This window comes from Niveibacterium sp. (assembly GCF_041909475.1).
Lineage (GTDB): Bacteria > Pseudomonadota > Gammaproteobacteria > Burkholderiales > Rhodocyclaceae > Niveibacterium.
Map to the genome: position 1 here is coordinate 36,188 of NZ_JAYRDJ010000003.1, position 25,546 is coordinate 61,733.

At 65.8% G+C, this 25,546-nt stretch carries 22 protein-coding genes; 3 read left to right on the forward strand and 19 right to left on the reverse strand.

The features are described 5' to 3' along the window. From ACE3P0_RS03915 to hypA, 18 genes are all read right to left on the reverse strand, one after another. A partial coding sequence (locus ACE3P0_RS03915) for a formate/nitrite transporter family protein (RefSeq protein ID WP_374399994.1) occupies positions 1-666 on the reverse strand: 666 nt, incomplete at its 3' end. A 328-nt stretch (positions 667-994) separates the two neighbouring features. Next, the gene (gene hycI, locus ACE3P0_RS03920; protein WP_374399997.1) at positions 995-1,450 is read right to left on the reverse strand and encodes a hydrogenase maturation peptidase HycI; all 456 of its coding nucleotides are present in this window, start codon (positions 1,448-1,450) and stop codon (positions 995-997) included. Beyond that, entirely contained in the window at positions 1,443-1,850 is a 408-nt protein-coding gene (locus ACE3P0_RS03925; protein WP_374399999.1) for a formate hydrogenlyase maturation HycH family protein, read from the reverse strand. The genes hycI and ACE3P0_RS03925 overlap by 8 nt, the downstream gene beginning before the upstream one ends. Continuing rightward, the gene (locus ACE3P0_RS03930; protein WP_374400002.1) at positions 1,847-2,644 is read right to left on the reverse strand and encodes an NADH-quinone oxidoreductase subunit B family protein; all 798 of its coding nucleotides are present in this window, start codon (positions 2,642-2,644) and stop codon (positions 1,847-1,849) included. The genes ACE3P0_RS03925 and ACE3P0_RS03930 overlap by 4 nt, the downstream gene beginning before the upstream one ends. Before the next feature lies 1 nt (position 2,645). After that, complete coding sequence (gene hyfH, locus ACE3P0_RS03935; protein WP_374400004.1) at positions 2,646-3,182, reverse strand: hydrogenase 4 subunit H; 537 nt, start codon at positions 3,180-3,182, stop codon at positions 2,646-2,648. An 11-nt stretch (positions 3,183-3,193) separates the two neighbouring features. Further along, positions 3,194-4,906, reverse strand: coding sequence for an NADH-quinone oxidoreductase subunit C (locus ACE3P0_RS03940; protein ID WP_374400006.1), 1,713 nt, complete (start codon positions 4,904-4,906; stop codon positions 3,194-3,196). A 29-nt stretch (positions 4,907-4,935) separates the two neighbouring features. Further along, positions 4,936-6,489, reverse strand: a complete 1,554-nt coding sequence (locus ACE3P0_RS03945; protein ID WP_374400008.1) for a hydrogenase 4 subunit F — start codon at positions 6,487-6,489, stop codon at positions 4,936-4,938. Positions 6,490-6,502: 13 nt separating this feature from the next. Next, positions 6,503-7,153, reverse strand: coding sequence for a hydrogenase 4 membrane subunit (hyfE, locus tag ACE3P0_RS03950; protein ID WP_374400011.1), 651 nt, complete (start codon positions 7,151-7,153; stop codon positions 6,503-6,505). 9 nt (positions 7,154-7,162) lie between these two features. Beyond that, on the reverse strand, positions 7,163-8,602 hold the full coding sequence (locus ACE3P0_RS03955; protein WP_374400013.1) for a hydrogenase 4 subunit D: 1,440 nt from the start codon (positions 8,600-8,602) through the stop codon (positions 7,163-7,165). An 8-nt stretch (positions 8,603-8,610) separates the two neighbouring features. After that, the gene (locus ACE3P0_RS03960; protein WP_374400016.1) at positions 8,611-9,549 is read right to left on the reverse strand and encodes a respiratory chain complex I subunit 1 family protein; all 939 of its coding nucleotides are present in this window, start codon (positions 9,547-9,549) and stop codon (positions 8,611-8,613) included. 9 nt (positions 9,550-9,558) lie between these two features. Continuing rightward, positions 9,559-11,577, reverse strand: coding sequence for a hydrogenase 4 subunit B (gene hyfB / locus ACE3P0_RS03965; protein ID WP_374400018.1), 2,019 nt, complete (start codon positions 11,575-11,577; stop codon positions 9,559-9,561). Further along, entirely contained in the window at positions 11,577-12,206 is a 630-nt protein-coding gene (locus ACE3P0_RS03970; RefSeq protein WP_374400021.1) for a 4Fe-4S dicluster domain-containing protein, read from the reverse strand. Before ACE3P0_RS03970 ends, hyfB begins: the two co-directional genes overlap by 1 nt. 338 nt (positions 12,207-12,544) lie before the next feature. Further along, entirely contained in the window at positions 12,545-13,585 is a 1,041-nt protein-coding gene (hypE, locus tag ACE3P0_RS03975; RefSeq protein ID WP_374400023.1) for a hydrogenase expression/formation protein HypE, read from the reverse strand. Beyond that, on the reverse strand, positions 13,582-14,724 hold the full coding sequence (gene hypD / locus ACE3P0_RS03980; protein WP_374400024.1) for a hydrogenase formation protein HypD: 1,143 nt from the start codon (positions 14,722-14,724) through the stop codon (positions 13,582-13,584). Before hypD ends, hypE begins: the two co-directional genes overlap by 4 nt. A 2-nt stretch (positions 14,725-14,726) precedes the next feature. Next, the gene (locus ACE3P0_RS03985) at positions 14,727-14,981 is read right to left on the reverse strand and encodes a HypC/HybG/HupF family hydrogenase formation chaperone (RefSeq protein ID WP_172203603.1); all 255 of its coding nucleotides are present in this window, start codon (positions 14,979-14,981) and stop codon (positions 14,727-14,729) included. Between the two features lie 9 nt (positions 14,982-14,990). Next, complete coding sequence (gene hypF / locus ACE3P0_RS03990; RefSeq protein WP_374400027.1) at positions 14,991-17,348, reverse strand: carbamoyltransferase HypF; 2,358 nt, start codon at positions 17,346-17,348, stop codon at positions 14,991-14,993. Further along, entirely contained in the window at positions 17,348-18,193 is an 846-nt protein-coding gene (gene hypB / locus ACE3P0_RS03995; RefSeq protein ID WP_374400030.1) for a hydrogenase nickel incorporation protein HypB, read from the reverse strand. Before hypB ends, hypF begins: the two co-directional genes overlap by 1 nt. 41 nt (positions 18,194-18,234) lie before the next feature. After that, positions 18,235-18,609 (reverse strand): hydrogenase maturation nickel metallochaperone HypA, encoded by a 375-nt coding sequence (gene hypA, locus ACE3P0_RS04000; protein ID WP_374400033.1) that lies wholly within the window; start codon positions 18,607-18,609, stop codon positions 18,235-18,237. A 307-nt stretch (positions 18,610-18,916) separates the two neighbouring features. Here hypA and ACE3P0_RS04005 point away from each other — a divergent pair, with 307 nt between their 5' ends. The 3 genes from ACE3P0_RS04005 (at position 18,917) to fdhD (ending at position 22,540) form a co-directional block, all read left to right on the forward strand. Next, positions 18,917-19,462: a 4Fe-4S dicluster domain-containing protein gene (locus ACE3P0_RS04005; RefSeq protein WP_374400035.1), complete on the forward strand. Its 546-nt coding sequence runs from the start codon at positions 18,917-18,919 to the stop codon at positions 19,460-19,462. Between the two features lie 37 nt (positions 19,463-19,499). Further along, positions 19,500-21,647 carry a formate dehydrogenase subunit alpha gene (gene fdhF / locus ACE3P0_RS04010; protein ID WP_374400037.1) on the forward strand — a complete coding sequence of 716 codons (2,148 nt, stop codon included), beginning with the start codon at positions 19,500-19,502 and terminating at the stop codon, positions 21,645-21,647. Between the two features lie 62 nt (positions 21,648-21,709). Continuing rightward, positions 21,710-22,540: a formate dehydrogenase accessory sulfurtransferase FdhD gene (fdhD, locus tag ACE3P0_RS04015; protein WP_374400039.1), complete on the forward strand. Its 831-nt coding sequence runs from the start codon at positions 21,710-21,712 to the stop codon at positions 22,538-22,540. Between the two features lie 114 nt (positions 22,541-22,654). Here the strand turns inward: fdhD and adhE are convergent, their stop codons facing one another. Continuing rightward, entirely contained in the window at positions 22,655-25,321 is a 2,667-nt protein-coding gene (gene adhE / locus ACE3P0_RS04020) for a bifunctional acetaldehyde-CoA/alcohol dehydrogenase (protein WP_374400042.1), read from the reverse strand. Positions 25,322-25,546: the final 225 nt, after the last annotated feature.

A 25,546-nucleotide genomic window follows, 5' to 3' on the forward strand; every position in this document is an offset into this window, starting at 1 on the left:
CGCCTGCCCGAAGGTCAGCCCGCCGTGGCTCAGCAGCGCCATCGAGAAGGTGCCCATGTTGGCGATCGAGTGCTCGAAGCCGAGGTACAGGAAGATGAACACGACGAGGATCATCGCGACGATCTTTGCGAGGTCTTCCTTCAGCTGCAATGCCACCCACACTGCAAGGCAGACCACCCAGTTCGCGAGAATGCCCTTGAAGAAGATCACCTGCGCGGCCTGCTCGGCCTTGTGCACCGCGCCCTGGTTCAGCGCATGTTCCGGCGGCAGCGAATCGAGCACGCCAGCGTAGTAGAGCAAGGTCGTGAGCACCACCGCGCCGATCAGGTTGCCGAGGTAGCAGACAGTCCACAGCGCAACGGTTTGCGGCCAGGTCGTCTTGCCCTCGGCCGACGACACCGCGAGGTACATGTTGTTGCTGGTGAACAGCTCGGAGTGCGTGAAAACGATCACCGACAGGCCGACGCCGAAGAACAGGCTCGCCAGCACCTTGCCGAAGGGCGAGTCGTGCAGGTTGTTGAGCAGCGACCAGTACACCAGCACGACGATGGACAGGTACATGCCTGCCAGCACCGAGCGCATCAGGTAGCGGCCCGGGTCTTCCTTCAGCAGCGAGAATTTGCGCAATCCGCTGGCTGCGGATTTCTCGACGGTCGGACGTTCCATTTCGCGTGATTCCTTGGTTTTGTCGTCAGGGGGATGACACGACACCGCGTGCGTTGTCGTTGCAGCAGTTTCCTTGCACTTTATGTGTCCGACTTGCTCGCGTTTGCGCTGAGTTCAGCGTTTTTGACATCCATCAGTCACTGGGCGCGGATCTAAAAATCGCTCTATGGGTCGATAAGCGGGGCTGCGTTCCGCAAGGGCCTCCGTAGAGGTTTAGCGCGCAAACCGGCGCTCCGCCACGGTGATCGGCAGGCTGCGCGAGGGCGTGCGGCCGCCGACGCGTCGCGTGAAGGGCGCGCGGGCGGTCAGGCGGTGGGCCGGGTGTGGCTTAGAGCCAGGGCAGGGCGGTCGGGTCGGCGCCGGCGAGGAGCTGCGCGTGCAGCGTGGTGACGGCGTTGCGCACCGGTTCGGTCATCGGGAAACCGAAGGCGACGATGTCGGGCTGGATGCCGAGGAAGAGCACGCGCGGAATCGTTTCGCGCAGCCGCTCGATCAGGAAGCTGAGCGGCAGGTTGTGGGTGGTCATGATGAACATGTCGGCGATGCTCGCGTCGTCGACCAGGCGCACTTCGCCGGGGGCGAGCGCCATGTCTGCGGCATCGACGATCAGCACCGTCTGCGGTGCGAAGGCCTGCACCTGATGTGCGACGTTCTCCGGCGCGGAGCCGCCGTCGATCACCGCCCATCCGCTGGCGGGGGCGTTCGTCAGCAGATCGGCCAGCAGCGGCCCGGCGCCGTCGTCGCCCATCATGCTGTTGCCGACAGTCAGGATCAGATCAGGCATCGCGGTGCTTGGCGATCAGGTAGATCGCAGGTTCGGCTTCGATGTCGGCGAGCGACTGGATCAACCGCGTCGCCCACTGGTTCTCGGTTTCGCTGTAGCCCGCGCGGGCGCCGTCCAGCGCCTTGGCGAGCAGGTGCGTTGCCGTGCTGTCGATGTTGATCTCGCCCCATTTGAGCAGGCCTTCGAGCTTGCTGCGGGCGGTGCCCTCCGGCAGTTTGGCGAGCCACGCTGCATAGTCGTCGGCCGGGCATTCGAGGATCGGCTTGAGGCAGTCGATTACGCCGATGTGGTGGCCGATCGCGAGCGAGTAATAGACCACCTGCTTCGCCTCGGCCGGCATGTCCTCCTTGCGGTCGAGGAACTTCTGGCCGAGCTGGTAGAAGATGACCTTGCCGCTCACGCGGTCGCTCCGCCGATGCCGAGGCAGGTGCTTTGCAGGTGGGCAAAGATCTCCGACAACCGTGGGTCGTCCTTCGCGGCGAGGTGTTCGCGCGCACGGGCGACGAACCTTTCCGGCGTCGGCGCGGCGATCATGAGGCCCATGAAGTCATCCGCGATGCGCCCGCCGTGCAGGTAGCCCGCCATGCGGCGCGCCTCGCGTTCGATCAGCACCCGCAGATCCAGCGGTACGTCCGGGTGCCGCACCTGCGCGACTTCGCCCTCGGCTTCCTGGTGGTGGCTGCCCTTGAGTTTCTGATTCAAGAGACCTAGTGCCACTGCGAAGCCGTAGATCGTCGCAGCCGGGGTCGGCGGGCAGCCGGGGATGAACACGTCGACCGGCACGATCTGGTCAGTGCCGCCCCAGACGCAGTACAGGTCGTGGAAGATGCCGCCGCTGCAGCCGCAGGCGCCGTAGGAAACGACGATCTTGGGATCCGGCGCGGCGCGGTAGGCGCGGATCGCTGGCGTCCGCATTGAGCGGGTGACTGCGCCGGTGAACAGCAGGATGTCGGCATGGCGCGGCGAGGCGACGACCTTGATGCCGAAGCGCTCGGCGTCGAAGACCGGCGTGATCGCCGAGAAGATCTCGATCTCGCAGCCGTTGCAACCGCCGCAGTCGACGCGGTAGACGTAGGCGGAACGCTTGATGTCGCCGAGCAACGTCTGTTTCAGCTGTGCGATGTGTTCGCTCTCGCTGATCGGTACCGGCATGCCCTGCGCGTTGCGGGGCGCGAATTCGATGGGCTTGTTCATCTCAGCCTCGCTTCACGAAGGTTTCCGGCTCGACACTGCACAGCGCCTGCTTGCGCTTGCAGTCGGGGCAGGTCTCGAACTGCGGGCGCATCGCCTCGGCTTCGGCCTCGGAGAGTCCGCTATGCACCATCAGTGCCATCGTGAACTCGATTTCCTTGCTCGGCGCGAAGGGCGTGTCGCAGGCGACGCAACGGGTCAGCGAGAAGGTCGCCCGCTGCATCAGGTCCTCCTTGCGGCCCACCGCCAGTTCGAAGTCGGGCGACAGCGCAATCGCGCGGGTCGGGCAGACTTCCTCGCAACGGCCGCAGAAGATGCAGCGCCCGAGGTTGAGCTGCCAGGTGCGTTCGCCGCGCTCGGTGTTGGTGTGCATCGTCAGCGCATTGGGCGGGCAGGCCACCACGCAGGCCGCGCAGGCAATGCACTGCTCGGCGCTGAACTCGGGTTTCCCGCGAAAACCCGGACTGACCGGCATCGGCGCGAACGGGTACTTTTCAGTCGCCTCGCCCGCCTTGCGGATGATTTTGAGCAGATTGAACATCCATCAGCCCCTTACTTGAGCGGCGAGTTCTTGCGTTCGCGACCGTAGCGCTCGATTTCCTTGTACGGCACGGTCGTGGATTTGCCCTTGTTCACATCGACCAGCGTGACGCGGTCGGTGCAGGAGTAACAGGGGTCGATGCTGGCGACGATCAGCGGCGCGTCGGACACGGTGTTCCCGCGCAGCATGTAGCGCAGCGGCGGCCAGTTGGCGTAGGTCGGTGCGCGGCAGCGCCAGCGGAACAGCTTCTGGTTGTCGCCGATCATGCTCCAGTGGATGTCCTCGCCGCGCGGCGCTTCGGCGTAGCCCAGCGCGAAGCGGTGAGGCTGGTAGGTGAAGCCCTCGGTGAGGATCGGGCCTTCCGGCATGTTCGCCAGCGCATGCTCGATGATCACCAGCGAGTCGTAGAACTCCTTCACCCGGATCAGCACGCGTGAGAGCACATCGCAGCCTTCCATCACATGCAGGCCGAAGGGCAGATCGGGGTAGGCGGCGTAGGGGTGATCGATGCGGATGTCGCGCGCGTAGCCGCTTGCACGCACCACCGGGCCCACCGGGCTGAAATCGCGCGCCACCTTCGGGTCCAGCCGGCCGATGCCCTGCGTGCGCTGGGTCAGGTTAGGCGTGGCCATCAGCATCTCGACCAGCGGGGTGATCTCCGCACGCAGTTCGGCGATCAGCTTCAGCGTCTTGTTGCGCTCGTCCTTGTGGATGTCGCGCCGCACGCCGCCGATCAGGTTCATGCCGTAGGTCTTGCGCGCGCCGGTGAGCAGTTCGGCCATCGTCATGGCCTTCTCGCGTACGCGGAAGAACTGCATGAAGCCGGTGTCGAAACCGACGAAGTGGCTCGCCAGGCCGACGTTCAGCAGGTGGCTGTGCAGGCGTTCCACTTCGAGGAAGATCGCGCGGATCGCCTTGGCGCGGGCCGGCACCTCGATGCCCAGTGCGTTCTCCACCGAGCTGGCGTAGGCCACGCTGTGGGTGAAGCCGCAGATGCCGCAGACGCGGTCGGCAAGGAAGGTGACCTCGTCGTAACCCATGCGCGTCTCGGCCACCTTCTCCATGCCGCGATGCACGTAGAACATGCGGTAGTCGGCGTCGACGATGTCCTCGCCGTCGACGAACAAGCGGAAGTGGCCCGGCTCGTCCGAAGTGATGTGCAGCGGGCCCAGCGGCACCACGCGGCTCTCGCCGCCGTCGTTGACGAACTCGTAGGTCTCGGTGTCGGAAGTCGGCGCCGGACGCTGGTTATAGCCCATCGTGTCCTTGCGCAGCGGGTGCAGGTCTTCCGGCCAGTCGTCCGGCAGCACCAGGCGGCGCTGATCGGGCAGGCCGACCGGGCGCAGGCCATACATGTCGCGCACCTCGCGCTCGCCCCACACGGCGGCGGGCACCTTGGGCGTCACCGAGGGGAACTCCTGCTCCACCGGGTCGACCAGCACGCGCACCACCACCCAGCACTTCACGTCGCGCTCCATCGAGAGCACGTAGTACACCGCGAAGTGGCCGTTGAGCGTGCGCTCGTCGTTGCCGAACAGCACCGACAGCCAACCGCCCTGGTCGTAATAGAGCCACTCAACGACATCGGGTAGGGCGTCGAGCTTTACGGTCACCGTGACCTGGTCCGCCGTCTGCCATTCAACTTCCAGCATTGCGGCGGGGAATTTCTCCGCCAGCCCGGCGATGTAGTTGCGGCCCACGCGGGATTCTTCTGCTACGGACATGCTCTGGGTCTCCTTTCCCGGGGCGCTTCTTATTCGGCCGCTGTCGTGGCGTCGGGCGTCGGCGCGACGGGTGTCGGGTTCTGCGCGATCTGCGGCTGGCTGCCGGTCTGAACCTGTGCGGCGGCGCGCGCCAGCAACTGGCCGACCGGCGCCGGTGCGCGGATACCCATGACCAGCATCGCGACCAGCAGCACGCCCATCGGCAGCAGCGTCAGCGCGCCGGTGTCGCCGCGCGGCACGGTGTCGGGCGCGGCGCCGAACACCGTGGCGGCCAGCATGCGCACCAGCCCTGCAAGCACGATGGTCAGCAACAGCAGGCACAGGCCGATCAGCCAAGGGTGGCCGGCTGCGAGGCCGGCGGTGACGACCATGAATTCGCTGACGAAGATGTTGAAGGGCGGCACACCACCCAGCGCCAGCGCGCCTGCGATGAACAGTGCGCCGGTGATCGGCGCGACCTTCAGCACGCCCTTCACCGAATCCATAGCCGGCGTGCCGTACTTGATCAGGATGTTGCCGGAGCCACAGAACATCAGCGCCTTCACCAGGCTGTGGTTGATCGTGTGCAGCAGGCCGGCGAGGATGCCCAGCGGGCCGCCGAGGCCGAACGCGAATGCGATCAGGCCCATGTTCTCGACGCTGGAGTACGCGAGCAGGCGCTTGATGTCGCGCTGCACGACGATGAAGAAGGCGGCGACGCCGACCGACAGCAGGCCGAAGATCAGCAGCAGGGTCTGCGGGAAGCTGGGGCCGACCGCTTTTGCGGCGATCATGCCGAAGCGCAGCACGATCAGCATTGCGCAGTTCAGCAGCACGGCGGAGAGCAGGGCGCTGATCGGGCTCGGGGCTTCCGAGTGGGCATCCGGCAGCCAGGCGTGCATCGGGAACAGGCCGGCCTTGGTGCCGAAACCGATCAGCACGAAGACGAAGGCGAGCTTGACCAGCGTCGGGTCGAGCTGCTGCGCGTTGGCAAGCAGCGCGGTCCAGCTGGAAGCATCACCCACCACCGGCAGCACCGCGACACCGTTGGAATACACCAGCACCACGCCGTAGAGGCCGAAGGCGACGCCGACGGTACAGATCACCACGTACTTCCAGGCGGCTTCCAGCGAGGAGCGCTTGCCGTAGAAGCCGACGAGGAAGGCCGAGCCGAGCGTGGTCGCCTCGACCGCAACCCACATCATGATCACGTTGTTGGCGGTCACAGCCAGCAGCATCGTGAACACGAACAGGTTGAAGATGCCGTAGAAGTTGCAAAGGCGGCCGACGTCGATCGCGCCGTGGGCCAGCTCGTAGTTCATGTAGCCGATCGCGTAGAGCCCGATCAGGAAACCGACCACGCCGACCAATCCGAGGAAGACGGCGCCGAGGCTGTCCACCTGCATCCAGCCGTGCAGCGCAGCGATCTGGTCGACCTGCAGCAACTCGCCGGCGAGCCTGAGCGTGCCAAGCAGCAGTACCGTCATGCTCGCGGCGTGGATCAGCGTGACCAGCGGCTTTGCGGCAGCGCCGGCCCAGCGCGAGGCGAAGGCGAGCGCGGCAGCGACCAGTGGGACAAGCAGCAGGGCGGGGAGCAGTTCCATCGAAGTCATGTCGTCAGCCCTTCAAGGCCGTGAGTTGTCGCACGTCGAGGGTGTTCATCGAGCGCTGGATGCGGCGCACCAGCACCACCATGATCACCACTGCAAACACCGCGTCGGTCGCGATGCCGATCTCGACCAGCTCCGGCGCGCGCCACGCGAGCAGCGCCAGCGTCAGGTGCGAGCCGTTCTCCATCAGGCAGAAACCGAACACCTGCTTGAGGAGGTTGCGCTGGCTGACGATGCACACCAGGCCGAGCAGGAAGTGACCGAGCGATACGCCCAGCGCGGGCTTGAGCGGGTCCACCACCGCCAGATGCACCGAGGACACCGCGTAGCACGACAGCCCGACGATCAGGGCGGCGACGACGATCAGCACGGCCGGGCTCAGCACGCCAGGCAGGTCTTCGGTCTCCGGCAACGTTGCCAGCGTGCGCAGCATGATCCACGGCACCAGCACGACCTTGGTGACGAAGGCCGAGACGCTCCACCAGTACAGCTCGTGTGCGCCGTGGGTGTAGGCCAGCGTCAGGAAGATCAGCACCAGCACCAGCGATTGCGCGGCGTACAGGCGGGCGGCGCGGGTCGCGTTGATCGCCATCGTCACCAGCAAGGAGGTGACGATCAGCAGCCCGGCCAGCGCGTTGACGATCAATGGTCCATTCATGGGAACTCCTTAACCAAGCCAGCTCGCGGCGATGAAGCTCGACGCCACGCACATCACGATCAGCGTGACCAGCACGAAACGGATCGCCGGCGGCACCGGCTGCGCCGTGGCCACCGCCTCCGAGGCTTCGCCGGGCGTCGTGTCGCCGAACCAGCGCAGGAACCATGCGAAGCTCGCGACCGATTCGATCAGTGCGATCACCACCAGCGGCAACAGCAGCAGGTGGGCGGCGGAGAGCTGGAAGCCCGCAGTGAAGATCGGGAACTTGCTGAAGAAGCCGTTGAAGGGCGGCACGCCGGTGATCGATAGCGCGGCGACGCAGAAGCTGATGCCCAGCAGCGGCATGTGCTTGAGCAGACCACGCAGCGACGGCAGCATGCGGGTGCCGCAGCTGTAGCTCAGCGCACCGGCAACGAGGAAGAACAGGCTCTTCGCGAAGGCGTGGTTGAAGATGTGCGCCACGGCGCCCTTGAAGGCGAGTTCGGAGCCGAACACCGACAGCGACAGCGCCATGAAGATCAGCGACAGCTGCGAGATCGTCGAATACGCGAGCAGGCGTTTCATGTCGCGCTGCGGCAGGTACATCGCGAAGCCGTAGACCATGGTCACGACCGCCATCGTTACGCCAACCCAGCCGATCACTTCCGGCACCGCGCCAGCCGAGTAAAGCGCACGAGCGAACAGGTAGACGCCCACCTTCACCATCGACGCGGCGTGCAGGTAGGCCGACACCGGTGTCGGCGCCTCCATCGCATCCGGCAGCCAGACGTGCAGCGGCAGTTGTGCCGACTTGCCCCAGGCCGCGACCAGGATGCCGAGGAACACCGCGATCTTGGCGCTGTCGTTCAGCTGCGCGAGGCCGGTGAGCGCGAAGGAGCCGGTGTCGACGAACAGCCATGCAGCCGCGAAGTAGAGGCCGATTGCCGCGATGTGCGTGATGATCAGCGCCTTGATCGCGGACTTCAGCGCCTTCGGTTTTTCGTAGTAGCCGATCAGCCCCCAGGAGCAGGCGCCGGTGATCTCGAAGAACACCAGTTGCCCGACCAGCGTGGAGGACAGCACCAGCCCCGCCATCGCGCCGATGAACAGCAGCAGGAAGGCGTAGTAGCGCGGGCGACCGTCATGCGGATGCTCGCGGTTGCCGTCGGTGAGGTAGGCGGTGGAGTAGGCGACCACCAGGAAGCCCAGCACGACGACCGCGACGCAGACCAGCACGCTGAGGCGGTCTATCGTCAGGCCCATCAGCGCTGTCTGGCCGAAGGACAGCAGATCGACTTCGCGCGCGAGCTTGCCCGCCTGATCGAAGCCGATGGCTAGCGCGACCACCAACGCGGCGGCGAGCGCCGAGAAGACGGTGGCAGCCCATTTGGCGACACGCTGCGGACTCAGCGCGGTGAGGATCGCGCCGAGGAAGGGCAACAGAATGACCGTGAGCGCAAGGTTCTCCATGATCCGTTTCAGAGCCCTGTGAGGTAGAAGACAAAGGCCAGCACCGCGCACCCGAAGCCGATCCAGGTCACGCGCGAGGTCATCAGGAAGCGTCCGCGCGCCATGCTGTTCTCGACGAGGCCAGCGAGTACGAAGATCGTCAGCAGCTTCAGCGGCAGCGCGACGACGGCGAGCGCGATGTCGCCGGCAGTGAAGGTGTCGAGATTGCCGAAGGGCAGGAACACGCCGAGCAGGAACTGCGCGAGCACGATCTTCTTGAGACCCAGCCCCAGTTTCAGCACCGCGAGCGAAGCGCCGGAGTATTCGGTCAGCGGACCTTCCTGAAGCTCCTGCTCGGCCTCGGCCATGTCGAAGGGCAGCTTGCCCATCTCGATGAACACGGTGAAGGCGAACGCGGCCATCGCCAGCAGGATCGCCATCGGCGCCTGCATGTAGCCGCCGGCGATCGCTGCGCTCATGCTGCCGAGGTTGGTGCTGCCTTCAACCAGCGCGACCACGACCAGCGACAGGATCATGGTCGGCTCCACCAGCACGCCCATCGTCACCTCGCGGCTCGCGCCGATGCCGGCGAAGGAGCTGCCGGAGTCGAGACCGGAGAGTGCGAAGAAGAAGCGCGCCAGCGCGAAGACGTAGGCGAAGGTGATCAGGTCCGCCGCGGCGCCGACCGGCGAATGGCGGGTGAAGACCGGCAGTGCCATCGCCAGCAGCAGCATCGCGCCGAGCAGCACATAGGGAGTCGCCTGGAACACGAAGCCGGCCGAGGCGGGGGCGACGTCCTGACGCTTGAGCAGCTTCGCGATGTCGCGGTAGTCCTGCAGCACACCGGGGCCGCGCCGCGAATGCATGCGGGCGCGGATCATCCGCGAAATGCCGGTCATCAGCGGGGCGATGGCCAGCAGCACCAGGGCTTGCAGCACGGCAAGACAGAGCAAGTCGAAACTGGGCATGGCGGGCTCCTAGACCGCAACCAGAAGAAGGACGACCAGGGTGACCACCACATAGAGGCAGTACACCCGGAAGTCGCCATGCTGCAGATGCTGGATCTTGCGGCCCGACCACTGCACGCCATCGATCACGCGCTGCACGACTTTGGCATCCCACATTGGCTCGAGCCGCGTGGTGGCGTCGATGCACCACTGCACAGCGCGCCGCGACACCGCGCCTGGGTCCAGCGTGTCGCGCACCCGGTAGAGCGGCGCGAACATCTGGCCAAGTGGCTGGGCGGCGAAGCCCGCCGCAGAGGGCACCATCGCCTGCTCCTGCGCGTAGCCGCAGGCCCAGGCGTCGCCTCCGTGGCGGCGGCCAAGGCGGGCGCCGCGCAGGCCGGCCACCAGCAGCATCGGCAGCACCGGCAGTGCGAGCAGCAGCACGGTCACCAGCGGGATCGACAGATGCGCCTGCCCTGGATCGCCCGGGAACAGCGTGTGGCCAATCGCCACCGGCGCCGCAGCCGATTGCGTCAGCGAAGCTGCGACCGTTGCCATCACCGGGCTGACCCAGGCAGCGCCGACGCCGCATAGGACGATGAGCCCCGCGAGCAGCAACATCGCGATCACCATCGGCAGCGGTGCTTCCTGCGCATGTTCCGCATGCGCGCTGCGCGGCAGGCCGGAGAAGCTCAGCCCGTAGGCTTTCACGAAGCAGGCGGCCGCAAGCGCGCCGGTCAGTGCCAGCATGATCATGCCGACCGGGCCGGCGAGGCGCAGGAAGATGTCGCTCGCGCCACCCATCGAGAACAGCGCCTGATAGGTGAACCACTCGCTGACGAAGCCGTTGAGCGGCGGCAGCGCGCAGATCGCCATCGCGCCGATCAGGAAGGCGCCGGCCGTCCAGGGCATGCGGGTGGCGAGGCCGCCGAGCTGGTCCATGTCCTTGGTGTGGGTGCGGTACAGGATTGCCCCGGCACCGAGGAACAGCAGACCCTTGAAGGCCGCGTGGTTGAGCAGGTGGTAAAAGGCGGCGAGCAGGCCGATCGCGGCGAGCAGCGGCTGGTGATTCGCGATGCCGACCATGCCGGCGCCGACGCCCATCAGGATGATGCCGACGTTCTCGACCGTCGAGTAGGCGAGCAGGCGCTTGAGGTCATTCTCGGCCAGCGCGTAGAGCACGCCGAGCACTGCCGATACGGCGCCCACGGCCAGCACCAGCAGGCCCCACCAGCTTGCGGTGGCGCCGAGCAGATCGATACCGACCTTGACGATGCCGAACACACCGATCTTCACCATCACGCCCGACATCAGCGCCGATGCGTGCGACGGCGCAGCCGGGTGGGCGCGTGGCAGCCAGCTGTGCAAAGGCACCATGCCCGCCTTGGCGCCGAAGCCGACGAAGGCCAGCAGGAACACCAGCGACGCGGCGGGCCCGGTCAGATGCAGCGCACGGAAACTGTCGAAATCCAGACTGCCGCTGTGGCTGTAAAGGATGAAGAAGGCCGCCATGATGAGCACCGAGCCGGCGTGCGCGATCAGGAAATACAGGAAGCCCGCGCTCACAGCCTCTTCATGCTGGTCGAAGATGACCAGGAAGTAGGAGGCGAGCGACATCATCTCGAAGAAGATGAGGAAGTAGAACGCGTTGTCGCTGACCACCAGCGCGACCATCGAGGCGACGAAGGTGTTCATGAAGAAGCCCATCGCCCAGGCGCCGCGCCCGGCGTATTCGCGCACATAGGCGGTCGCATACAGCGAGCACACCGCGACCAGCGCCGAGATCACGAACACCATCAAGGCGGCGAGCGGATCGAGGCGAACCGCAAAGTGCGCGAAGGCGAACGGGCCGTCAGCAAGGTAACGATGGGTCGTACCACTCAGCAGCACGGGCAGGCTGGCGGCGACGCCGACCAGGCCGCCAAGCAGGCCTGTGATACCCGAGCAGAGGATTGCGAGCGATTCGCGTCGTGCCAGTAAAAGCGAACCGAGCGCGCCAGCAAGATAGAGCAGGACAGACAGCAGCAGGATACCGAGAGGCGTGTTCATCATTGCTCCTGCTCCCCGCCGAACGGGGTGTGGGCGGCGAGCGCGGTGGCGGCCTGCTTGCGGCGGGCGTCGCCGGCGTCGTCGAGTGCGCGGTTGTCCACCACGTGCATCGCATTCGTCGGGCAGACCCGCACGCATTCGGGGCCCTCGGCGCGGAAGTCGCACAGATCGCACTTCACCGCGATGCTGCGCACACCGGTCACCGAGGCGAGGATCGGGTGCAGCGTGGCGGCACTGTCCGAACCCTCTGTTGCCGGGTCGGTGGCGGTCAGCATGTCGGGGGAGATGTAGTCGCGGCCACAGGGCACCACGCCGGTGGCCGGCGTGCCGGACGGGGTGATGGCGCCGAAGGGGCAGGCGATCGCGCACAGCTTGCAGCCGATGCACAGCGTCTCGTTCAGCACGATGGCATCGTTGGCATGCGTGATGGCGTTGACCGGGCAGACGCGCGCGCACGGCGCATCCTCGCATTGGCGACACAGCACCGGGGCTGTTTTGCCGGCATGCAGCGTCACGGTCAACCGTGGCTGGCTCTGCAGACCTGCGGCCCGATGCACGATCGAGCATGCGGCCATGCAGGTGTTGCAGCCGATGCAGCGTGCCGGTTCCGCGATCACGAAACGGTTCATCCAGCCTTCCTCCTCAGGGTGTAAGGCATCACCGGTGTCGGATCCACGGTTGGCTCACTGCGGCCATCAGCATCTGCGTGGCACGACACAAAAACGCCGCTCATTACAGCCTGCCTTTCAGCCCGAACATTTGGGGCGCATCAAACTTGGACGACAGTCTTGGTTGACTTGGGTCGGTTTCGATGAAGTCGGGTGACGACGTTTTTAATGGCGCCCTGAATCGGGCGAAAAGAGGATGCTCGCGAGCATGTCATCGGCATTCGTAACCAATGGCTTGCATGCTTGGAGGCGCGCGGAGGAGGGCGGGCGACGAGAGTCGGGGGGCGTCGCCGTCGGAGTCAGCAGATGCGGGGTAGTTGTTCTCCGGTGAGCCAATCCACCATGCGGCGTCCGCCAAAGGTGGTTTCCATCTGTACGAAGCCGTTCGGGTCCACGATGGCCTCGCCGATGATGGCGGCATCGCGGCCCTGGGGGTGGCTGCGCATGACATCGAGCAGATGCTCGGCATCCTCGGCCGGGCAGACCGCGACGAGCTTGCCTTCGTTGGCGACGTAGAGCGGGTCGAGCCCGAGCAACTCGCAGGCCGCGGCGACCTCGTCGCGTACCGGGATCGCCTTCTCGCGGATCACGATGCCGCAGCCAGCGGCGCTGGCGAATTCGTTGAGCACCGCGGCGAGCCCGCCGCGCGTCGGGTCGCGCAGCACCCGCATGGATGGCACCGCAGCCAGCATTGCCCCGGCGAGGCCGTGGATCGCGGCGGTGTCGGACTGGATCGCCGTCTCGAAGGACAGGTTCTCGCGCAGCGACATGATCGCCACGCCATGGTCGCCGAGGTAGCCCGACACCAGTACCTGGTCGCCGGGCTGCATGCGGCGCGGGTCGAGCAGGATGCCGTCCGGCACGATGCCGATCCCGGTGGTGGTGATGAACACGCCGTCGCCCTTGCCCTGTTCGACCACCTTGGTGTCGCCGGTGACGATAGGCACCCCGGCTTCACGCGCCGCTTCGGCCATCGACACGACGATGCGCTGCAGGTCGGCGAGCGGGAAGCCCTCTTCAAGGATGAAGCCGGCCGCGAGATAGAGCGGCTTGCCACCGGCCATCGCGACGTCGTTGATCGTGCCGTGCACCGACAGGCAGCCGATATCGCCGCCGGGGAAGAACAGCGGCGAGACGACGTGGCTGTCGGTCGCCATCACCATGCGACCGGCGCCGGCAGGCAGCGGAAAGCAAGCGCCGTCGTTCTGCGCGCGCAGATAGTCGTTGTCGAAGTGGCGCACGAACAGGTCGTGAATCAGCTGCGCCATCGCGCGTCCGCCGCTGCCGTGGCTGAGGTCGACGCGGCCGTGCTTGAGATCCAGCGGGCGGGTGTAGCTCATGCGTTGGCCTCCGCGCGCAGCGGTATTTCCTTGAAGCGGCCGTAGGTGTAGTGCGCCGCACAGGCGCCTTCGGACGAGACCATGCAGGCGCCGATCGGGTGATCCGGCGTGCACACGGTGCCGAACACCTTGCAGTCGCGCGGATGCTTGTGGCCGCGCAGGATTGCCGCGCACTCGCAGGCCTTCGGGTCCGGCACCTGGCGGTAGGCCATGCCGTAGCGGCGCTCGGCGTCGTAGGCGGCGTACTCGGCGCGGATGCGCAACGCGCTGTCCGGCACTTCGCCCAGGCCTCGCCAGTCGAAGCACTCGCGCAGTTCGAACACTTCCGCAACCCGCGCCTGCGCTTTGCGGTTGCCTTCACGCGTCACGGCGCGGGTGAACTCGTTTTCCACGATGGCGCGCCCTTCGTTGATCTGGCGCACCAGCATCAGGATCGACTGCAGCACATCGAGCGGCTCGAAGCCCGCGATCACGACCGGTTTGCGGTAGTGCAGCGCGAAGCCCTCGTAGGGGCCGTAGCCGATCACGGTGCTGACATGGGCCGGGCCGACGAAGCCGTCGAGCGCGACGCGCGATGGATCGCCCTCCGATTCCATGATGTGCACCATCGCGGCCGGCGTCAGCACATGGTTGCAGAACACGCTGAAATTGGTGAGGCCGAGCGCGGCCGCCTGCTGGATCACCACCGCCGTCATCGGCGTGGTCGTCTCGAAGCCGATGCCGAAGAACACCACCTCGCGATCCGGGTGCTCACGCGCGATGCGCAGCGCGTCGTCGCAGGAATACACCATGCGCACGTCCGCCCCCTGCGCCTTCGCCCGCATCAGCGAGAGCCCGCCGGAAGCCGGCACGCGCAGCGTGTCGGCATAGGTGCAGAGGATCACGCCCTTGTCGCGCGCCAGCTCGATTGCGCTGTCGATGCGGCCGATCGGCAGCACACAGACCGGGCAGCCGGGGCCGTGGATCATCTGCACGCCGGGTGGCAACAGATCAAGCAGACCGTAGCGCGAGATCGCGTGGGTGTGACCGCCGCAGAACTCCATCAGCCGGTAGCTGCGGCCGGGCTGCGCTTCGGTTGCGAGCGTCGCGGCGAGCTTGCGGGCGATGTCGCCGTCGCGGAATTCGTCGATGTACTTCATGCTCAGGCCAGCGGCGGCGTCAGCAGGCGTTCGCCCGCCATGGCGGCATCCAGTTCGGCGAAGGTGGCCAGCGTCAGCGCGGCTTCCTCCGGGTCGAGCCGCCCGATTGCAAAGCCGACGTGCACGATCACATAGTCGCCGACCGCCACGTCTTCCACCAACGCCAGCGACACCTCTTTCTGGACGCCGGAGAGTTCAATGCGCGCGCGGTCGTCAGCGAGCAGTTCGACAACGCGGGCAGGTATCGCAAGACACATAAGCAGTCCTCAGGGGGTGCCGGCCTTTAGCCGGTCGCTTTCTTGGAGCGTGCGTCGGGCAACCCAGGCCTGCCCTAGCGCGAGGCCGCCATCGCCAGGCGGTGCGGCCTGTGCTTCCAGCATCTGCAGCCCGCGGTGCTGCAGTGCGCGGCGCAACCCGCGCGCGAGAATCGCGTTGAGGAAGCAGCCGCCGGCACAGACCACGGTCAGGATTCCTTGCGACTCTGCCGCAGCGCCGACCCAGTCCGCTAGGGCATAGATCAAGGCCGCGTGGAATAGCGCGGCGGCCTGCTTGACGTCGGTCGCCTCAATGAGTTCGGCCAGTGTCGGAGAGAGGTCCAGCTGTACGCAGCCGGTGCTAGCGTCAAGCTTGTGCAGTGGTGTTCGCAGGTCGAAGGGGCCGAAGGCTTGCGCCAGCCCTTCCAGCCGCATCGCGGCCTGCCCCTCGAAGCTCATGCGAGGCTGCACGCCCAGCAGCCCCGCCGCGGCGTCGAACCAGCGCCCCATGCTGGTCGTCGTCGGTGCTTGGCCGCGCAGCATCTGTGCGACCGCTGCGGCGCCGGGTTCATGGGCGAAGCGCCTAGCGATTTCGTCACCGCGGCCGAGCAGGGCCAGCGCGGCGGCGCCCATGCGCCAGGGCTCGCGCGCCGCGCGGTCGCCGCCCGGCATGGGCAGCGGACGCAGGTGGCCGAGGCGCTCGAAGCTCGCGCCATCGACACGCAGCAATTCGCCGCCCCAGGGTTGGCCGTCGGTGCCGAGGCCGACACCGTCCAGCGCCAGGCCGAGCACCGGCGCATCGAGCCGGTGTTCCGCCAGCACTGCGGCGATGTGGGCATGGTGGTGCTGCACGCCCAGCGCCGGCACCTGCCAGCGTTCGGCCAGTTGCAGCGCGAGCCGGGTACTGAAGAAGTCCGGATGCAGATCGTGCGCGAGCGCCTCGGGCCTCACCTGCAGCAGCCCGGTCAGGTGATCGACCGCTGCCTCCAGCGCGCGGCAGTTGGCGACGCGGTCGAGGTCGCCGATGTGCTGGGACAGGAAGGCTTGATCGCCGCGGGTGAGGCACAACGTGTTCTTGAAGAATCCGCCCAGTGCGAGCACGTCGTGGTTCGAGTTGGCGGGCGCAAGCGGTATCGCACGCGGCGTGTAACCGCGTGCGCGGCGGAGGAACTGCGGCCCGGTTTGACCCGGTAGCGGCCGGACGACGCTGTCGTCGCAGCGGATCAGGATCTCGCGGTCGTGCAGCAACCATGCGTCGGCGATGCCGCGCAGGCGATCAAGCGCTTCGCTGTCGTCTGTGATCAGTGGTTCGCCCTGGGGGTTGGCGCTGGTCATCACGAGTGCCAACGGCTGCGCTTCGGCGAGCCAGTCGGTGCCGGCTGGTCGCCCCGCCGCTTCATGGAACAGCAGGTACTGCAGCGGCGTGTAGGGCAGCATCGCGCCCAGCCACCCGAGGCCGGGCGCGACGCCGGGCAGGCGTGCATCGGAGTTCCCGCGCTTGGGTAGCAGCACGATCGGGCGGGCGACATCATTCAGTGCGGCAGCTTCCGCCGCGCCGGACTCTGCGAGCTCTACCAGCGAGGCGAGGTTGGCGACCATCACGGCGAGCGGCTTTTCTTCGCGGCTCTTGCGCGCGCGAAGCTTCTCCACCGCGCTCGCGTTGCGCGCATCGCAGGCAAGGTGGAAGCCGCCCAGACCCTTGATCGCGACCACGTCACCGCGGCGCAGGTGCGCGAGCGCTTCTGCCACCGGATCGACGGCCGGGCTCACGGGCAGCGCCTTGCCGTCGTCCGCTGCGCGGAAGAAGCTCAGCTGCGGGCCGCAGCTGGGGCAGGCGTTCGGCTCGGCATGGAAGCGCCGGTCACGTGGCGCACGATATTCCGCCAGGCACGCCGGGCATTGCGCGAAGCGCGCCATGCTGGTGTTGGCGCGGTCGTAGGGCAGGCGCGCGGCGATGGTGTAGCGCGGACCGCAGTCGGTGCAATTGATGAGGGCGTAGCGGTAGCGGCGGTTGGTCGGGTCGAAGAGCTCGGCGAGGCAGGCGGGGCAGATGCAGAGGTCCGGCCCGATCGTCGCGCGCTGCGTGCCGCCCGCTTCGCTGTCGAGAATCTGGAAGCCTGCCTCTTGGCCAAGGCGTTCGCAGGGTTCGACCTCCAGCGTGTCGATCTGTGCGGAAGACGGGGCATCGGTTCGCAGGCGCGCTGCGAAGGCGTCCAGCACGGGCGCGTCGCCCTGTATTTCGATCGTGACGCCGCTTGCGTCGTTGCGGACCCAGCCGCTGAGCTTCAGCGCGTGCGCGAGGCGATGAGTGAAGGGCCGGAAGCCGACGCCCTGAACAATGCCGGTGACGCGCAGCCGCCGGCGGATCATCAAGCGGCCGGGGCCTTCGTAACGGCGGCCACGCCGGCCCCGAGCCAGTCCAGCCAGACCTCGCAGCCCTCACCGCTGCGTGTCGAGAGCTGGATCACAGGTAGATCCGGCCGTACCTGCCGCGCGTAGCGCACGGCGAGATCGACATCGAAGTCCAGATGCGGCAGCAGGTCGATCTTGCTGATCAGCAGCAGATCGGCGGCGCGGAACATGTCCGGGTACTTCAGCGGTTTGTCCTCTCCCTCGGTGACCGAGAGGATCACGACCTTGTGCGCTTCGCCCAGATCGAAGGCGGCCGGGCACACCAGATTGCCGACGTTCTCGATCAGCAGCAGCCCGTCGGAGGGCAGCTGCGCCTGCTCGGCGAGCTGATCCGCCGCTTGGGCGACCATGTGGGCGTCGAGATGGCAGCCCTTGCCAGTGTTGATCTGTACCGCAGCCGCGCCGGTCGCGCGGATGCGCTCGGCATCGAAGGCGGTCTGCTGATCACCTTCGACCACGGCCACCGGTGAGCGCGTGCCCCAACGCCGGATCGTATCGACCAGCAGCGTGGTCTTGCCGGAGCCCGGGCTGGACACGAAGTTCAGCACGAACAGCCCGCGCGCAAGAAAGCGGCTGCGGTTGGCGTTGGCCTGCGTGTCGTTGTCAGAGAGGATGTCCTGCTCGATGCGCAGGATCTGCGCCTCGCTGGTGCCGGGGGCATGGCGGGCGTCGAGGGGGCCGTGTGCCGGGCGGAATGCCGGGGTGCTAGCCGGCGCGGCGGCACTGCGCCGCGGCCGTGCATAGCGCATTCCGTGTCCGTCGATCTGGGCGTCACCGCCTCCGCATCCGCAGGTCACACACATCGCACCATCTCCGATTCTTGCCCGATCCCGTGTCGCCCCAATCAGGCGGGCTCGCCGGGCTCGATCACCACATCCACGACTCGCATCTGGTCGCCGTCCGTCACCTTCAGGCGGAATCCGGCGCAATCTGGGCAGGGCATGCCGATCTGCTCCAGTTCGACCTCTGCTGCGCAGGTCTCGCACCAGGCCCGGCCGGGCCTGCGCTGAACCTCGATGCTGGCCGTTTCGGCCAGCGTGCCGCGGCTGACGACCTCACAACAATATTGCAGCGTCTCCGCCTCGACATGCGCCAGCGCACCGATTTCCAGCGCGATGCGGGTCACCCGCCGGGCGCCTGCCTTGCGGGCCGCCCCCTCGACGATTCCGATCACGCGTTCAGCCAGAGACAGTTCATGCATCGGCGCATTCTCCAACATCCACGACCAGCGGCCGCGGCAGCTTGGCGCTGATCTGACCATCGTCAAGTGTGCCGGGGCCGCCGTCCGCGCGGGCAGTGTGGCCAGCCAGCGCGTGCGCCAACACGCGCGCGTATATGCATTTGGCGAGCCCTGCAGACTGAAGACCCCGGTTCCCACTTGTGCCCCGAATCGGCGAATTGTCGGCGCGAAAACATTGATCCCTGTCTATTTGCAGCGATTCGAATGCGCTGATGATGAAAGTTTGAGGCGCGCAGGCGACGCACTCCCCGCTGGCGGCTTCCTTCACCTTGTCAGGAGTTTACGCATGAACCGGTTTGTCATCGCCGAGGCGAGCAAGTGCATCGGCTGTCGTACCTGTGAGATTGCCTGTGCGATGGCGCATCCGGTCGGAGACTCCGGCGATGGGCTGACTCCGCGGACCTTTGCGCCGCGGTTAACGGTGGTTCGCAGTGGCACGATCACGACGCCGATCCTGTGCCGCCAGTGCGATGACGCACCCTGCGTGCGCGCCTGCCCGAGCGGCGCAATTGTTTATGCGCAGGACAGCGTCCAGGTGTTGCAAGAGCGCTGCGTCGGCTGCAAGACCTGTGTGGTGGCATGCCCCTACGGCGCGATGACGGTGGTGACAACGCCTGCGGCGGCGGCTTCGGACTCGGTGCTTGCATCGCGCAAGACCAAATCCGAGGCGCAGAAATGCGATCTCTGCATCGATCGTGCCGAAGGCCCGGCGTGCATTCCCTCATGCCCGACCAAGGCGCTGCACCTGATCGACAAGGATCGCATGGCCGCGACGCTGCGCAAGCGTCAGGCCCAGGCGGCGCTCGATCTGGCTGCCGGCGTGCAGTTCTGAACTGAATTCGAATCCCTCCCGGAAAAGGACTTGTGAGATGAAGAAGGTCATTACGGTGTGTCCGTACTGCGGTTCGGGCTGCAAGATCAACCTGCTGGTCGAAGGCAACAAGATCGTCGGCGCCGAGGGCGCGAACGGTGTCACCAATGAAGGCGAGCTGTGCCTGAAGGGCTACTACGGCTGGGACTTCCTCAACGACACCAAGTTGCTGACGCCGCGCCTGACCAAGCCGATGATCCGCCGCCAGCGCGGTGCCGACTTCGAGGCCGTGTCCTGGGATGAGGCAATCGACTTCGCCGCGACGCGCCTGAAGGCGATCAAGGCCGCGCACGGGCCGGATTCGATCATGGTCACCGGGTCGTCGCGCGGCACGGGCAACGAGTCGAACTACATCGCGCAGAAGTTCGCTCGCGCGGTGATCGGCACCAACAACATCGACTGCTGCGCGCGCGTCTGCCACGGCCCCTCGGTGGCCGGCCTGATGGTCACGCTGGGCAACGGCGCGATGAGCAACTCGATCAACGAGATCGAAGACACCAAGTGCATCCTGGTGTTCGGCTACAACGCGGCCGATTCGCACCCGATCGTCGCGCGCCGCATCATCAAGGCCAAGGAGAAGGGCGCCAAGATCATCGTCTGCGACCCGCGCTACATCGAAACCGCGCGCCTTGCCGATCTGTACCTGCCGCTGAAGAACGGCACCAACATGGCGCTGGTGAACGCCTTTGCCAACGTCTTGATCAACGAGAACCTCTACAAGCCCGACTTCGTCGCGCAGTACGCCGAAGGCTTCGAGGAGTACAAGGCGGCGGTCGCGAAGTACACGCCGGAATACACCGCCGAGATCACCGGGCTTGATCCGCAACTGGTGCGTGATGCGATGCGCATGTATGCGGGGGCGCCGAGCGCGACGATCCTGTGGGGCATGGGCGTCACGCAGTGGGGGCAGGCGGTGGATGTGGTGAAGGGACTATCGAGCCTCGCCACGATCACCGGTAATCTCGGCCGGCCGAACGTCGGCGTCGGTCCGGTACGCGGTCAGAACAACGTGCAGGGCGCTTGCGACATGGGCGCGCTGCCCAACACGCTGCCGGGCTACTACCCGGTCACCGATGCCTCAGCGCGCGAGAAGTTCGCCAAGGCCTGGGGTGTGCCGAGCATCCCTGCCGAGAAGGGTTTCGGCATCACCGAAGTGCCGCACAAGATCCACGAAGGCAAGCTCAAGGCCTACTACATTTTCGGCGAAGACCCGCTACAGACCGACCCGGATCTGGGCATGCTGCGCGAGGCCTTCTCGAAGCTGGAACTCATCATCGTGCAGGACATCTTCATGACGAAGACCGCGATGATGGCCGACGTGATCTTCCCGGCCACGTCCTGGGGCGAGCACGAGAACGTGTTCTCCAGCGCCGACCGCGGCTTCCAGCGCTGCTACAAGGCGGTCGATGCGAAGGGTGACGTCAAGGACGACTGGGAAATCCATAGTCTGTTGGCGACGGCGATGGGCTACCCGATGAAGTACAACAACGCGCAGGAAATCTGGGACGAGCTGCGTGGCCTGTGCCATCTGTATACCGGTGCGACCTACGAGAAGATGGCCGACCTGGGTTATGTGCAGTGGCCCTGCGAGAGCGAGGACCACCCCGGCACGCCGTGGCTCTACAAGGGCAACAAGTTCGACACCCCGAGCGGCAAGGCACTGCTGTTCGGCACCGAATGGCGCCCGCCGCTGGAGAAGGTGGATGCCGATTACCCGCTTGGCCTCTGTACGGTGCGCGAGGTTGGCCACTACTCCTGCCGTTCGATGACTGGCAACTGCACCGCGTTGCAGACGCTGGCCGACGAGCCGGGCTATGTGCAGATCCATCCGGACGATGCGAAGACCTATGGCGTCAAGGACCAGGCCCTGGTCTGGGTGTCGTCGCGCCGCGGCAAGGTGATCACCCGCGCCAACCACAACGACCGCGTCAACAAGGGCGCGGTCTACATGACCTACCAGTGGTGGATCGGCGCCTGCAACGAACTGACCGTCGATCACGTGGACCCGATCTCCAAGACGCCGGAGTACAAGTTCAGCGCGGTCAAGGTTGAAGCGATTGCGGATCAGGCCTGGGCTGAGAAGTATGTCCAGACTGAGTACAGCAAGATGAAGGCCGGCATGCGCAAAGCGGCCATGGCCGACTGACCGCCGCGGCGGCCGGGCTTAACCGCCCGGTCGCCGCGTTTCGCTCCAACAGAAGGACGTTCATGTCCGACGATGTGTTAGAGAGCCTTCCGGACGCCTTGCAGGAGGTCCGCATCCTGCGCCACTCGCCAGGCGGCGTGGAGGACTGCGCCGACGAGGTCGCGGAAGAAGTTCCGGTCGCGCTGGTGTTCAACGGCATCTCGCATGCAGTGATGATGGCGACACCTGCCGACCTGGACTGTTTCGCACTGGGCTTTGCGCTGTCGGAGGGTATCGTCAAGGACCGGCACGAGGTCTTCGATATCGAGGTGCTGCCACATGCAGACGGCGTCGAGGTGCAGCTCCAAATCGCGCAGTCCGCATTTGCCTGTTTGAAAGCGCATCGACGCAGCCTCACCGGGCGCACCGGCTGTGGCGTGTGTGGCACCGAGAGTCTGGGGCTGCTCGATCTGACACCGGAGCGGGTGAGTGCGGCGCCGACGTTCGAGCTCGATCATCCGCGCCTGCAGCGCATCCTTGAAGGTTTGCCGGCGCAACAGGCGCTGACGCGCGCGACCGGATGCGCACACGCGGCCGCCTGGTGCGATGCGCAAGGCGAGATCGTGCGTGTGTTCGAAGACGTCGGACGGCACAACGCGCTCGATAAGCTCTTCGGCTGGATGGCGAAATCCGGCGTTGCGCCGTCGAGCGGTCTCGTCTTCCTCACGAGCCGCGCGAGCTACGAGTTGGTGCGCAAGTGTGCGCGCATGAACGTGCCGGTGCTGGCAACCATATCGGCGCCCACGACGCTGGCAATTCGGATCGCGCACGCGGCCGGCATTCGCCTGCTGAGCTTCTGCCGCCAGAACGGCTTCGTCGAGTACCCGGCCACACATGTGACGCCAAGCCCCTGATTCGATCACGCGCAGCGTGGCTTTCGAGTAGGCGGCGCTGGCGTTTGAGTCACTGAAAACAAAAAGCCCCGGGTTCGCACCCGGGGCTTTTCTTTACGACTTCAACCGAAGCGATCAGGCAACCTTCTTGCCGCCCTTCTTGGCAGCCACCGGAGCGGCTTCTGTCTCTTCTTCGCGTTCGTACGCTTCGACGTAGGCGCGACCGTAGTAGCTGTCGAGCAGGATCTGCTTGAGTTCGCTGATCAGCGGGTAGCGCGGGTTGGCGCCGGTACATTGATCGTCGAACGCATCTTCGGCCAGCTTGTCGACCTTGGCGAGGAAGTCGGCTTCGGACACGCCAGCAGCCTGGATCGATGCCGGGATGTTGAGGGTCTTCTTCAGGCCATCAACCCACTCGACCAGCTTCTCGACACGCTCGTGGTCACGCGACGCTTCGATGCCGAGGTGACGGGCGATCTGGGCGTAGCGGGCAACGCTCTTCGGACGGTCGTACTGCGAGAACGCAGCCTGCTTGGTCGGGATGTCGACCGCGTTGTAGCGGATCACGTTCGAGATCAGCAGCGCGTTGGCCAGGCCGTGAGCGATGTGGAACTCGGCACCGAGCTTGTGCGCCATCGAGTGGCAAACACCCAGGAAGGCGTTGGCGAACGCGATACCGGCGATGGTCGCGCCGTTATGCACTTGCTCGCGGGCCTTCGGATCCTTGGCGCCATTTTCGTAGGCGGAGGGCAGGTAGTCCTTCAGCAGCTTGAGCGCTTGCAGGGCTTGCGCGTCCGAGTACTCGTTGGCCATGATCGAAACGTAGGCTTCGAGCGCGTGGGTCACGGCGTCGATACCACCGAAGGCGGTCAGCGACTTGGGCATGTTCATGACCAGGTTCGCGTCGACGATCGCCATGCTCGGCGTCAGTTCGTAGTCGGCGATCGGGTACTTCACGCCGGTCACTTCGTCGGTCACGACGGCGAACGGGGTGACTTCCGAACCGGTACCCGAGGTCGTTGGCACCGCAACCATCATCGCCTTGACGCCCAGCTTCGGGAACTTGTAGATACGCTTGCGGATGTCCATGAAGCGCAGCGCGAGGTCTTCGAACGCGACTTCCGGATGCTCGTACATCACCCACATGATCTTCGCAGCGTCCATCGGCGAACCACCGCCCAGCGCCAGGATCACGTCCGGCTGGAAGGCGTTGGCCAGCGACAGGGCCTTGCGCACCACGGCCAGCGTCGGGTCGGCGGCGACTTCGAAGAACACTTCGACTTCCATGCCCAGGCTCTTGAGCAGGCGGACCGGCTCATCGACATAACCGTTTTCGAACAGGTAACGGTCGGTCACGATCATGCAGCGCTTCTTGCCCTGCAGGTCGTCAAGGGCGAACGGCAGACAGCCGCGGCGGAAGTAGATCGACTTCGGAAGTTTGTGCCACAACATGTTCTCGGCTCGCTTCGCAACGGTTTTCTTGTTGATCAAGTGCTGGGGACCGACGTTCTCGGAGATCGAGTTGCCGCCCCACGAACCGCAACCCAGCGTCAGCGAGGGTGCAAGCCGGAAGTTGTAAAGGTCACCGATGCCGCCTTGCGACGACGGGGTGTTGATCAGGATGCGCGCGGTCTTCATCTTGTCGCCGAAGTGGCGGATGCGATCCTGCTGCAGATCCTGGTCGGTGTAGAGGGCCGAGGTGTGGCCGATACCACCCATGGTGACCAGTGCGACAGCCTTGTCGCAGGCATCGTAGAAGTCCTTGGCGCGGTACATGCCGAGGCAGGGCGAGAGCTTCTCGTGTGCGAAGGCTTCTGCGTCGTTGATGTCGGTCACTTCACCGATCAGCACCTTGGTGAAGGGCGGCACGGTGACGCCGGCCATCTCGGCGATCTTGATCGCGGACTGGCCAACGATTGCGGCGTTCAGGTGACCATCAACCAGGATGACCTTGCGGACAGCCTCGGTTTCCTTCTTGCTCAGCATGTAGCCGCCGTGGTGGGCAAAACGCTCACGCACTGCGTCGTACACCTTGTCGACCACGATCACGGACTGTTCCGACGCGCAGACGACGCCGTTGTCGAAGGTCTTCGACATCAGGATCGAAGCGACCGCGCGCTTGATGTCTGCGGTTTCGTCGATCACGGCCGGGGTGTTGCCCGCGCCCACGCCGATCGCCGGCTTGCCGGACGAGTAGGCGGCCTTCACCATGCCGGGGCCGCCGGTGGCGAGGATCAGGTTGATTTCGGGGTGACGCATCAGCGCGTTCGACAGCTCAACCGTCGGCTCGTCGATCCAGCCGATGATGTCCTTCGGTGCGCCAGCGGCAACGGCTGCATCCAGCACCAGCTTGGCTGCGTAGCAGGTGGCCTTCTTCGCGCGGGGGTGCGGCGAGAAGACGATACCGTTGCGGGTCTTCAGTGCGATCAGCGCCTTGAAGATGGCGGTGGAGGTCGGGTTGGTCGTCGGGACGATGCCGCAGATGATGCCGATCGGCTCGGCGATCGTCATGATGCCGAATTCCGGCTCTTCATCCAGCACGCCGCAGGTCTTCTCGTCCTTGTACTTGTTGTAGATGTACTCGGAGGCGAAGTGGTTCTTGATGACCTTGTCTTCCAGGATGCCCATGCGGGTTTCCTCGACGGCCATCTTCGCCAGCGGGATACGCGCATCGGCAGCAGCCAGCGCCGCGCTGCGGAAGATCAGGTCAACTTGCTCCTGGGAGAAACTGGCGAACTTCTGCTGGGCAGCCTTTACTCGCACCAAGAGGGCGTCGAGTTCGGCGACATTCGTAACGGTCATTACAATGCTCCTGCATCAAGGGGAATCGGGCGCAGTGTCGGGGGAGCCTTCGGGATCCACGCGGGGATGTGCGCGTATCGGTTGGCGGCAGCGGCCTGCGTATGTTTTCCGCGGAGTATAAGGATCGTGCAGAAAATGAATATGATCTAGGTCAGTCGCTGTGGCGCCGCAGCAATCCTCGTCAAACACGCAGCGCCGCGGCTCTCTGGCACTTCGCGCCGGCAA